The sequence below is a fragment of the Pseudomonas sp. Z1-14 genome (assembly GCF_051132005.1).
Lineage (GTDB): Bacteria > Pseudomonadota > Gammaproteobacteria > Pseudomonadales > Pseudomonadaceae > Aquipseudomonas.
In genome coordinates, this window is record NZ_CP071646.1 from 1008237 (window position 1) to 1019898 (window position 11662).

Below are 11662 nucleotides of genomic sequence, written 5' to 3' on the forward strand. Positions count from 1 at the left end.
CCTGGCCACGTCCGCGGACGTGGTCATGGGCTCAGGCAAGCCGAATTTTTCGAGATTGATCCAATGCATAACAAATTGATGTCCTGCGCCGCCGGTCTGGCGTTGTTGTCCACTTCCCCGGCCTGGGCGGCGACTCTGCCGGCACGCCCGATTCCCGACGCCGGTCGCATCCTGCAGGAATTGCCGATTCCGCAGCAGGAGCTGCCGCAAAGCATTCGCCTGGATGTCGAGGCACCACAGCCGGCACAGGAAAAAGTCGGCGGCGCCAAAGTCCAGCTCAACGCCGTGCGCTTCACCGACAACACCCGCATCGACGAGGCCAGCCTGCAACGCGTCGTTGCCCCGGCCATCGGTCAGGCCCTTGATCTGGATGCGCTGCGCGAAGTGGCCCGGCAGGTCACGCTTTACTACCGCGAGCAAGGCTACCCCTTCGCCCGCGCCTACCTGCCGGCACAACGCATGGAAAAAGGCGAGCTGACCATCGCCGTGATCGAAGGCCGCTATGGCAAAGTCACCGCCGTCAACAACGATGCAAAACTGGCCGCCCAGGCGCAGCCGTTCCTGGATGACTTGCAGCCGGGCGACGTGATCGAGCGTGAGCGCCTGGAGCGCAGCATATTGGTGCTCTCCGACTTGCCGGGCGTGGCAGTTCGTCCGGTCATCCGTCCGGGTGAAGCGCTCGGCACCGGAGACCTCAATGCCCAGGTGAGCAAAACCGAGGCCTTCGAGGGCAAGGCCACGCTGGACAACCACGGCAACCGCTATTCGGGGCGCAATCGCCTGACGGTACAAGGCGACTGGAACAGCCCGCTGATGTTGGGCGATCGCCTCAGCGCCGCGGTGATGGCGACCGATGAAGACCTGTATTTCGGCAGTCTCGGCTACTCGATGCCACTGGGCACCTCTGGCCTGCGTGGCAACGTCGGTTACGCCCAGAGCTCTTATGACCTGGGCGCCGAATTCGCCGACCTGGGGGCGACCGGTACCGCCGAAGTCAGCAGCATCGGCCTGAGCTATCCACTGCTGCGCAGCAACCAGGCGAACCTCATGCTGGCCGGGCAGTACCAGCACAAGGACCTTGAAGACAAATACGAAGTGCTCGGCCTGAGCTTTGAAAAAAGCAGCAACTCGCTGCCCATCAGCTTGCAGTTTGACGTCAGGGACACTTTGTTGGGCGGCGGCATCACCTACGGCGGCGCGACGTTGACCTACGGTGACCTGAAGCTGGATTCGGCCCTGCGCGAAGGCGACCGTCAGACCGCCCAGACCGAAGGCGACTTCAGCAAAGTGAATGTCGACCTCGCCCGCCTGCAAACGCTGCCGGCCAACTTCACGCTCTTCGCCCGTTTCCTCGGCCAGTGGAGCAACGACAACCTCGACTCCTCCGAAGATTTCAGCCTCGGTGGCATCGATGGCGTACGTGCTTATCCACAAAGCGAAGGCTCGGGCGACGAAGGCATGCTGACCCAGATCGAGCTTCGCTACCCGATCGAGAAGCTCACGCCTTACCTGTTCTGGGACGCCGGCAAGGTGCGCATCAACCACAACGAGTGGGCCGATGAGGAAAACACCCGCAGCATCTCCGGCGGCGGTGTCGGCTTGCGCGCTCAATACGGCCAGCTGTCGTTCGACGCAACGGTCGCGTGGCGCCACTCCGGCGGCGAAGCGCAAAGCGATACACGCCAGGAAAACCCGCAACTGCTCGCTCAGATCGGCTACTCGTTCTGATTGCATAAAGCCCCCGTGGCGAGGGAGCTTGCTCCCGCTGGGCTGCGAAGCGGCCCCTGAACCAGGCACCTCGGTGTGTCAGGAAAATCGGGTTTGCTGCTTTGGGGCTGCTGTGCAGCCCAGCGGGAGCAAGCTCCCTCGCCACGGGTTGAGTGAACAGCATCAACTGCGTCGGCCATCTCGCCTGTTGGATTCAATCAAAACTCGCCTGGGCTGATGTCCAGGCGCAGCCAATCGTGCTTGCCATCCCTCCACCGGATCTGAAATAGAAACCGAATCCCTGTGGGACGGGCCTGCCCGCGAATCGACGGTGGCAACACTGTTCATTCAAGGATTCACGCTAACCCCGTGGCGAGGGGGCTTGCTCCCGCTGGGCTGCGAAGCGGCCCCTGAACCAGGCACCTCGGTGTGTCAGGAAAATTAGGCTTGCTGCTTTGGGCTGCTGCGCAGCCCAGCGGGAGCAAGCTCCCTCGCCACGGGTTGAGTGAACAGCATCAACTGCGTCGGCCATCTCGCCTGTTGGATTCAATCAAAACTCGCCTGGGCTGACGTCCAGGCGCAGCCAATCGTGCTTGCCATCCCTCCACCGGATCTGAAAAAGAAACCGAATTCCTGTGGGAGCGGGCCTGCCCGCGAATCGACGGTGGCAACACTGTTCATTCAAGTATTCACACTAACCCCGTGGCGAGGGAGCTTGCTCCCGCTGGGCTGCGAAGCGGCCGCTGAACCAGGCACCTCGGTGTGTCAGGAAAATTGGGTTTGCTACTTTGGGGCTGCTGTGCAGCCCAGCGGGAGCAAGCTCCCTCGCCACAGGGTTTAGCGAACGGCATCCCCGCGCATCAGTGAACGCCCCAAATCGTACGACCGTTTATCGCCCGTCAAAAATTTGGTAGCTTCAGTTCTCGCTTTACCTGCCGCTATATCGATTTGTTGCCGGCCCGGTACATAATTCCTCGCTTGGCAATTCGCGACAGTGACCTGGCTGAACACAACAAGAGACCTGGCGAATGGACAACGGACGATACGAAAGGCCGGCAGCGGCGGCAGGGGGCTCGGCGGCGTCCGACGCGTTGCCGCATATCCTGCTGATCGACGATGTCCCTGAAGACATCCGCGCCACGCTCATCCTGTTGAAGACCCAGCCCTGGCGCATCTCCCTGGCCAGCGACGCCTATCAAGGCTATCAACGGGCACTCGCCCTGCGCCCGGACCTGATCGTGCTGGATGTGCACATGCCGCAAATGGACGGCTTCAGCCTGTGCCGGCTGTTGCGCGAGGCACCGGCCACCCGGCAGACGCCGATCCTGTTCCTGTCGTCGGCGAATACTTCATTGGAGCGCCTCGAAGGGCTGACGGTCGGCGCGGTGGACTACATTCCCAAATCCTGCGCCCCCGAAGAGGTGCTGGCGCGGATCAAGATCCACCTGCAACTGACCTGGCGCGCGCCACCGGCACTCCACGAAAGACCGGCCGATCCGGAACCGCAAGGCGATGAAATCGTGCTGCGCGCGGCGATGCGCCTGATCGAAAACCAATTGGACGACATGCCGTCCCTCGGCATTCTCGCGCAAAAAGTCGGCACCCATGAAAAACGCCTCTCGGCGATTTTTCGCGAACACCTGGGGATGACCGTGTTTGCCTATATCCGCGACGCCCGCTTGCGGCGCGGCCAGGATCTGCTCGCCGAAAGCGCCATGAGCGTGCAAGACGTCGCCGAACTGGTGGGTTTTCGCAACGCCTGCAATTTCACCACGGCGTTCCGCCAGCGAATCGGCATGACGCCCAGTCAGTTTCGCCAGCAGACCCTGGGCACCAGCGAAATCGAGTCGGCCGGGCGCGCCTGATGCGGCTACTACAGTTTTTCTTGCTGACGATAACGATGTTATCCACAGGCCTGCTGCGCGCGGCGCCTGTGGATATCTGCCGGGCTGACCAACTGGACCTGATGCCCTCGGCGCAGATTTTCGAAGACGCCCAGGCCAATCTGAGCCTGGAACGCGTCGCTCAACTGCCCGAAAACGCTTTCAAAGCTGCAACCGCGCACTGGCCGACCCAGGGCTATAGCCGGTCCGCGTTCTGGTTGAAATGGCAGTTCACCAATTCGAGCGCTGAGGCGTGCTCGCGCATGCTGGTCGTCGGGGCGCCGCGCCTGGAAGACATTCGCGTCTATCAGCCGGGGCATGACGCCCATGCCGGCGGCGCCTATCCCTTGGCCGAATGGCCGCAGCCGGCGGCGCGTCAGCCGGCATTCCCGGTAACGTTGGCGGCAGGGCAGAGCACCACGGTGTTCGTCCGGGTGACGAGCAACTTCCAGATGCTGCTGGAGCCGGAACTGTGGTCCGAAGCGGCGCTGCTGCGCAGTCAGCAACAGACGTACCTGAGCGACGGGCTCACCCTCGGCATCGTCCTGCTGGTCGTCCCGTTCGGCCTGATCGTCGGCTGGATCCTCCGTTCGCGACTGCTCAGCGTGAACGCCGGCGCGGTCCTCAGCTACATCCTGCTGACCTGCATCCTTAACGGATATTTGATCTACTGGCCGAGCGCGCTGGGTTGGACGCGTGAGCTGCTGACCTGCGCCAGCGCGATCTCTTTCGTCCTGTTCCTGGCCTACTTCCGCGTGCTGCTGCAGGTATCCCAACTGCCCAGGATCATCGCTTGGAGCTATTGGGTGCCGCTGTTGGGCTGCATCTTCGGCCGGCTCTGGTGGCTCAAGGTCGATCCGGTCCAGGGCGCGCTGTTAGTCCAGATAGCCCTGTTCAGTTTTTATGGTGTGCTGCTCGCCACGCTGTTCATGGCCTGGCGCAGACGCCTGAGCTACAGCTGGATGGCCTGGCTGGTGCCGGCGCTATTGCTTGGGCAACTGCTGATGCGGATTTTCTTCCCTCAAGAACAATTGCCCTGGCAGTCTCCGCAGAGCAAGTACAGCTTGTCGTCGACCCTGGCCGGCGTGGTCCTGCTGGTGTGTACGTTGCTCATGGAAGTCGCCCGTAGCCGCAACCGCGAGAAGCACGCCCTGTCCACCCTAGAACAACAACGCCAGGCCGAACACGAACGGCTGGAAAGCACCGTGGCGCTGCGCACCTCGCAACTGCGTGAATCCCTGGCGGCCCGCAGCGCGTTGATGGCACGGATCAGCCACGACCTGCGTTCGCCGCTGGTGCGCATCATCGACTACGCACGCCTGCTGCACGCCGGGCCCAACCGCGACTATCAAGCGACGATCGAGCGCAACGCCCGCCAGCAACTGGAGCTGATCGACGAAATGCTCGAGTTTTCCCGTGGCGAGCTGGAGCAGATGCAACTGACCCTCGCACCGGGCTACCTGTACGGCTTCCTCAACGAGATCGCCGACGAGGCGGGTTTCCTCGCCGCGCGCCAGGGCAATACTTTCGAGGGGAACTTGGCCGATGACCTGCCGCCGCTGGTGGAAGCCGACTTCAAACGCCTTCGGCAGGTGCTCATGAACCTGCTGGCGAACGCGGCGAAATTCACCCGCGATGGCCAGATCCGCTTTGAAGTGAGCGCAGGTCCAGGCGCCACCGCCGGCACCGTGGAACTGCACTTCAACGTGATCGACAGCGGCATCGGCATCGACCCGCAAGAATTCGAACAACTGCTGCAACCGTTCCGCCGCGGCCGTAATGCGCAGCGCTACGAAGGCAGCGGGCTCGGTCTGTCCATCGTCACGCAATTGCTCGAACGCATGGACAGTCGCCTCGAACCCCAGGCCATCGGGCAGGGCAGCCACTTCAGTTTTCGCCTGCAACTCAAATGCGCCGAGGAACACGACCTCGAAAACGGCATCGTCGACAACAACCCCGCGCCGTTTGATGGCCAGGGCAAGCACGTGCTGCTGGTAGATGACATCGAGCAGAACAGCGAGTGGCTCTACGATCTGCTGGCCGGCTACGGCTTTGACGTGAGCATCGCGACCCACGGCGAAGCGGCCTTGGCCTGCCTGGCCGAACAACCGGTCGACCTGCTGATCAGCGACCAGATGATGCCCGGCATGGACGGTTGGGAACTGCTGCGACAAGTGCGCAAGCGCTGGCGTCATCTGCCCGTGATGCTTTATTCGGCGGTGCCGCCACGCAGGCCGCAGGATTATCCAGAGGATCTGGAGTTCAACGCGGTACTGCTCAAACCCGCCGACAGCCGCGAACTGCTGGCGTGGGTCAAGGCACTGGCCTGCCCGGACACGGCGCGTCGTGCGTTGGCTCGGGAGTTCTAGGATGCCGGGTTTGAGTTACCGCTTGCTCTTGATCGGCAGTCTTTCAGCATGGCCTTGGGCATCGGTGACTGCCGGCGAAGAAGCGCCCAGCGCCCTCACGCTCGACGAAACCACGGTGACCGCCCGACGCCGCGAAGAAGACCCGCAGGACGTGCCGATCCCGATCAACGTCCTCTACGGCGAACAGTTGAACGAGGCCGGCCTGCACTCGCTTCGAGACATTCAACAGCGTGTGCCCGGCCTGATCGTCTCCGGCCATGACGCCCGTTACGCCGGTTTCGGCCTGCGCGGCTTCGGCGCCACCGCCTACAACGATGGCCTGGAAGGCAGCGTCGGCACCTATGTCGATGGCGTCTACCAGGCGCGCCAGGGCATGGCCTTCACCGAGCTGATGGACATCGAGCGCATCGAAGTCCTGCGCGGGCCGCAAGGCACTTTGTTCGGCAAGAACACCACCGCCGGCGCCTTGAACATCATCAGCCGCCAGCCGACCTTTCAGCCTGAAGCCAACCTGGAAGCCAGCTATGGCGAGCGCGGTCTGCGTGAGTTTCGCGGGACGATTTCCGGGCCGCTGCAGGACGACGTGCTGGCCGGCCGACTCAACGTTTTCGACAGCGCGGCCGAGGGCAGCGTCGAAAACCTGCAAGACGGCAGCCGCCTCGGCGACGCCGACAGCCAGGGCCTGCGCGGCCAGTTGCTGTGGACGCCGACCCCGGACTTCAGCGCTCGGCTGATCGCCGACTACGCCGAGCAAAACGAAGCCGGCAACGTCCTGTTGGCCAATCATTACAGCCAGCAAACCCGCAAGCGCGCCCAGTTCATCGGTTATCCGCTGGCGGAGCCCGACCCTTACAAACGCGAGACCCGCATCGACGCGCCGGGCCGTCCGCGGACCGTGCAGAACGGCGTGTCGCTGGAATTGAACTGGGATCTCGACGAGGCGATGCGCTTCACCAGCATCACCGCTTATCGCGACTGGGACTACCGCGCGACCCGCGACGGCGACAGCACCGCGCTGGCGGTGGCGCAGTCCGAAACCGAGCTCGGCCATCGGCAGTTCAGCCAGGAATGGCGCCTGTCCGGCACGGCCGGTTCGTCCGTCGACTACGTCGTCGGCCTCTACTATCTGCGCCAGCAGCTTGACCGTGATATCGATGCCGAATTCGGCAAGGACGCCGCGCCCTGGTTCGTCGGTGATCAGCTCGACCAACTGAAAAAACTCTTCGGCATCAATTTCACCGATCCGAGGCAGGTGCCTTCGATGCTGCTCAATGGCGCCCGACAACATTACGACGGCGAGCAGAAGGGCGACAGCCGAGCGATTTTCGGCCAGCTCTCCTGGCGCCCGATCGACCCGCTGGAACTCACCGGCGGCCTGCGCTACAGCCATGAGCGCAAGGACGGCTGGATCTCCCGCGACGTCAGCAACCTCGCCCCGCTGACCGGCTTGCCGCCGGTGTTCCAGGCTGGTGGACAATTGCTGCGCGACATCGCCCTCGGCCGTGGTTATTACCGCGAGGACTCGATCGAAGAACACAACGTCTCCAGCCTCGCCAGCGCCAGCTACCGTTTCAGCGAAGCGGTGATGGGCTACGTCAGCTGGTCGCGGGGCTACAAGGCCGGCGGCATCAACTTCGACGTGGTCGGCCCGTTCACCGCGCCGACCTTCGAGCCGGAGCGGGCCACGTCCCTGGAACTGGGCGTGAAAACGCGCTTCTGGAACGAGCGCGCGTTGCTCGACCTTGCCGTCTACCAGACCGACGTCGACAACTACCAGGCGCTCACCTACAGCCCGCCGACCTCGCTGTTCGCGCCGCCGCTGCGGGACAATCTGATCAACGTCGGCAAAGTCCGCCTGCGCGGCATCGAACTGGATTCCGCCTGGCAACTCACCTCGCAACTCACCGGGCGCCTCGGCCTGGCCTGGAGCGATGCGCGCTACCGCAGCTTCCCCAACGCGCCGTGCCCGCCGGCCTCGGGCCAATGGACCTGCGACCTCAGCGGCGACCGCCTCTACAACGCGCCGGAATGGAACCTCAGCAGCGGCCTCGACCATACCCATCCGCTGCCCTACGGGTTGGAAGCTTTCAGCGGCATCGACTACAGCTTTCGCACCGGCTACTACGGCACCCTCGAAGGCGGCGAAGGCAGCTATCAACCGAGCTACGGCCTGACCAACCTGCGCCTCGGCCTGCGCAGCCAGGACCGCGCCTGGGAAGTGGAAGGCTGGGTGCGCAACGTCTTCGACCGCAACTACATCACCGCCGTCTATTCACTGCTCGGCGCCGGTGACTACGGCGTCATGACCGGCAGCGAACGCACCCTCGGCACCACCGTCAGACTTCGCTATTGACCGAAATGAACCGCGTCGGGCAGAACGCCAGACGATTACCGCCGGCCTTCTTCGACAGGTACATCGCCTGATCCGCCTTGCTGATCAGCGCATCGACCTCCAGCCCATGCTCAGGGTAAAACGCCACGCCGATACTCGCGGCAATCTCCACCGTCTGCGCACCAATCAGGATCGGCGCATTCGCCGCCGCCAGCATCCGCTTGAGCAACGGTTCGCTGTCCTCCACCTCCTGCAAACCCACCAGCCCGGCAACAAACTCATCACCGCCGAGGCGTGCCAACGTATCGCCCTCACGCAACGTCGCGTTGATCCGCGCCGCGACAATCTGCAACACCCGATCGCCCCAGTCATGGCCATAGCTGTCGTTCAGCGCCTTGAACCCATCCAGGTCAATAAACGCGATCGCCACCTTCTGCTGATGCAGGCGCGCCTTGCCCAGCGCCTGACGCATCCGCTCGGCCAGCAACAAGCGATTGGGTAACTGCGTGAGCGCGTCATACCGCGCATCCCGCTCCAGCAACTGCAAGCGCTGCTTCATCTGCGTCATGTCGCTGCACAGCGCCACGTAGTGCTGAACGTTGCCGTGACGGTCATGCACCGCGCTGATGCTGATCCGCGACGTCATCTCCCGGCCATCCTTGTGGCTGCTTTGAATCTCACCGGACCAATGCCCGTGGAAATCCAGCGCATTTTTCATCGGCGCATAAAACGCCGCGAGCCGCCGCACCATGCGATGAGAATTCAACTCCCGCCCCAGCACCTCGTCCTGCGCGTAACCGGTAAGCCGCGTAAACGCCTCGTTCACGCCGATGACCCGACCAAACGCATCGACCATGATCACCCCGTCGCGGGCATGGCTGAACACCGTCGCGGCCAGCTCCGGGCAAACGTCGCTGAGGTGACGGTCCAGCGCGCCTTCGTCACGGGGCGCGGGCCAAGTCCTGGAATCAAAACCCTGCTGCGCCAGATAGGCGGCCAGGGAAGAAAGGGATTTATGCAGACGGGTCAGGGCACTCGTAGCGAGCCTGGAATTGAGGCAATAGCTGCGAATGAAGGTGCGTAGGTTCATGGGAGGTACACGGTGCTCGGGTTGCAGCGGTTGGGGGTGAGTGGAGGCGGGCATTATCGGGGAGGGGGAGTGGAGGGGCGTTTGCTGGAGGGGATGGGGGCTTTGCGGGAGGGGAAAGGTTGGAAAGATTTTTTGTGTGTGGGTTTCGGGCATGTCAGCCGGGCAATTTACGACCCTGAAAGTCCACGCGGTCTAAAACAACCCAGGGCTGCATAGGATCAGGGGCCAGTTGCACTTCCCATGAGCCAGGGTGAGCGTAGTTTTTTATTGGAGCAATAGCGGCAGGTTGCGATGGACCCCTGATGAGTTGCACGTCCCATTGATCAGGCGATGCATAGTTGTAAATAGGGCGCAAGGCGGTGCTACTTCGAGCTGTAGAAGCGTTACTGACTGGAGTACTGAGGGTTTCAATTGCGAGCTCCCTTGACCGGGTCATAGGCGCCCCAATCGGAGGGCGATTTGACGCCAAAGCGGCTGGTTGCTCCGTAGCTGCACGGTGGGATGCTGCTGCTTGCCTTGCTCTTTGCGTTGTACTTTTTGCTGGTGTTGTTATCGCTTTTGTTTTTTTTATACCGCCCACGCTTTTTTGAATCCGTTTCAGCGCGCCGGAAATGTTCGATTGGTTGAAAAGCCTGCGTGCAAAAAAGAAAAGTTTCACTCTGCCTGACGGATCCATGTAGTTGATTGGGTCATTCCCGCAATAGGCATAAGCATTGATGCCGCCTTTTCCGAATGGGCTGAAGCTGTCCGGATTGTTAAAGCGCATCAGCACCGGGTTGTACGCTCGGTAACCTTGTCCCAATAAGTAATGACCGGTCACCGGATCAGGCCGTTCGCCGTTAAATCCTAGCAAGCTCAGTGATCCGTCTGCCGCCGGGCGATGGCCGTAAGGGCTGTAGACCTGCGGAAGATTGAAGGTAGGGTGGACGTTATACAGCACAGTTTTTTGCAGATCAGTGGCGAGTAAAGTGATGGTGTCGCCGGGTTTTACCTCGGCAAGTGATGTGTTGCCCTGTTCGAAAAAGCACGTCGTTCTCTCTCCCTGAACTTCGGTCGCAATACGAGTGCGGTTGTAAAAACGTTGTATCGAATGAGCGCTGATCAAGCGATCCAGCGGATCGTATTGATAGACGTTGATGGAGGGCGCGGGCGGGACACTCATTTGGCAGGCTCCAGCGACACTGATCTCCTATCAGCGTCCGCTTGTTTATCAAGCTTGTATAGCTAGCAGTTCTGTTAGGTTTTTGAAGCTTTGCCCGCCGTCAGCCCAGACCGCGCCTCATATAGCAAACCGCAACTGTAACGAGTTCCCCCGTCGTGAGCGCCTCGCACCGAAGCTGGAGCCGTGTCAGTAACGACTGACAGACGCTAGCAACAATGGCCCGCCAGCCCACAGCGCCTTGCGCCGTTGCCTACAACTACGCCAGAATCCGCCGACTTGTGCGCCTTGGGTGGTGTCGGTAGCTTGGGTCCTGTCACTGCTCATCAGTGATCGGGTTTAGTCGCCCGACGTTGCTAAGTCGCTCAAGCGTCCATCAGTCAGGTATCCCCATCCCTGCACTCGATGGTGGCTGTGCGCAGGGCGCCTCCGGGCGCGCCGATTTCTTAGCTCGTCGGTCGACTAACCTGCGTACAGTTGCCTCTCAATCGTTTAGTCGCGAACGGGTCGTAGCCTCAACCAGAGAGAGCTAAGACCATGGTCAAAATTAGACCGAACCTTGTTCGACACGGGAAAGTTTCATCAGTCCAATGCAACGATGCCGTTTTTGGGAACGTTCACGAACGGCAACGCACTGCATCGTTGATGATGGGCTTCAAGGGCCAGTGCCTCGTACCAATGCAAATAGCCATTCAACATGTGTTTGGGGATGTTTGAGCCACGCAGCGGAAAGAACGCCACGGACAACTGTTTTTCCTTCTTGTCATGCCAGCGCCATCCAGCCGAATGGCCAGGAGCCTGGGCACCCCAAAGACCTGCAGACCTGGCAAATTGCCCCATGCGAAACTTGAAACTGGTCGTTTGCCCGATGTACTGGACGGTCGGATTGTCAGGAGCCACCTTCCCGGTGGCTCTCCAGGCAATGCAGTAGACACCCTTCGCTGCAACCATCTGCGCGAGAACGGGGTCCACGCCGGCGGATCTTTTGCCGACCCCGGGCCAGAAGCAATTGCTGATTTCCGCCCAGGGGTACCAGCCTGCGCCATGCGCCTCAAGATCGAATTTCCCGGGAGCTTTCATGGTGATTTCGTCCTTGATCGATCAGATTGAAGTGAGGGCAGG

The 11662-nt window shown here is 61.7% G+C and carries 7 protein-coding genes; 4 read left to right on the forward strand and 3 right to left on the reverse strand.

What is annotated here, in order from left to right; genetic code table 11:
* The first annotated feature begins 63 nt into the window (after positions 1-63).
* From J3P89_RS04740 to J3P89_RS04755, 4 genes are all read left to right on the forward strand, one after another.
* Positions 64-1728, forward strand: coding sequence for a ShlB/FhaC/HecB family hemolysin secretion/activation protein (locus J3P89_RS04740; RefSeq protein ID WP_434696841.1), 1665 nt, complete (start codon positions 64-66; stop codon positions 1726-1728).
* 1007 nt (positions 1729-2735) lie between these two features.
* A complete protein-coding gene (locus tag J3P89_RS04745) occupies positions 2736-3572 on the forward strand; it encodes a response regulator transcription factor (protein WP_434696842.1) in 837 nt (278 codons plus the stop codon).
* A 35-nt stretch (positions 3573-3607) separates the two neighbouring features.
* Positions 3608-5959, forward strand: a complete 2352-nt coding sequence (locus tag J3P89_RS04750; RefSeq protein WP_434696843.1) for a 7TM-DISM domain-containing protein — start codon at positions 3608-3610, stop codon at positions 5957-5959.
* Position 5960: 1 nt separating this feature from the next.
* Positions 5961-8312, forward strand: a complete 2352-nt coding sequence (locus tag J3P89_RS04755) for a TonB-dependent receptor (protein WP_434696845.1) — start codon at positions 5961-5963, stop codon at positions 8310-8312.
* Here the strand turns inward: J3P89_RS04755 and J3P89_RS04760 are convergent.
* From J3P89_RS04760 to J3P89_RS04770, 3 genes are all read right to left on the reverse strand, one after another.
* The gene (locus tag J3P89_RS04760; RefSeq protein ID WP_434696846.1) at positions 8296-9381 is read right to left on the reverse strand and encodes a diguanylate cyclase domain-containing protein; all 1086 of its coding nucleotides are present in this window, start codon (positions 9379-9381) and stop codon (positions 8296-8298) included. The two genes, J3P89_RS04755 and J3P89_RS04760, sit on opposite strands and share 17 nt — an antisense overlap.
* Before the next feature lie 154 nt (positions 9382-9535).
* A complete protein-coding gene (locus J3P89_RS04765; RefSeq protein WP_434696847.1) occupies positions 9536-10543 on the reverse strand; it encodes an RHS repeat-associated core domain-containing protein in 1008 nt (335 codons plus the stop codon).
* A gap of 579 nt (positions 10544-11122) precedes the next feature.
* A complete protein-coding gene (locus J3P89_RS04770; RefSeq protein ID WP_434696848.1) occupies positions 11123-11620 on the reverse strand; it encodes a hypothetical protein in 498 nt (165 codons plus the stop codon).
* Between the last annotated feature and the right edge of the window lie 42 nt (positions 11621-11662).

What these genes read in the sequence shown, in the direction of transcription:
- J3P89_RS04740 (WP_434696841.1), top strand. Translation starts at nt 64, where the DNA reads ATGCATAACAAATTGATGTCCTGCGCCGCCGGTCTGGCGTTGTTGTCC.
- J3P89_RS04745 (WP_434696842.1), top strand. Translation starts at nt 2,736, where the DNA reads ATGGACAACGGACGATACGAAAGGCCGGCAGCGGCGGCAGGGGGCTCG.
- J3P89_RS04750 (WP_434696843.1), top strand. Translation starts at nt 3,608, where the DNA reads ATGTTATCCACAGGCCTGCTGCGCGCGGCGCCTGTGGATATCTGCCGG.
- J3P89_RS04755 (WP_434696845.1), top strand. Translation starts at nt 5,961, where the DNA reads ATGCCGGGTTTGAGTTACCGCTTGCTCTTGATCGGCAGTCTTTCAGCA.
- J3P89_RS04760 (WP_434696846.1), bottom strand. Translation starts at nt 9,381, where the DNA reads ATGAACCTACGCACCTTCATTCGCAGCTATTGCCTCAATTCCAGGCTC.
- J3P89_RS04765 (WP_434696847.1), bottom strand. Translation starts at nt 10,543, where the DNA reads ATGAGTGTCCCGCCCGCGCCCTCCATCAACGTCTATCAATACGATCCG.
- J3P89_RS04770 (WP_434696848.1), bottom strand. Translation starts at nt 11,620, where the DNA reads ATGAAAGCTCCCGGGAAATTCGATCTTGAGGCGCATGGCGCAGGCTGG.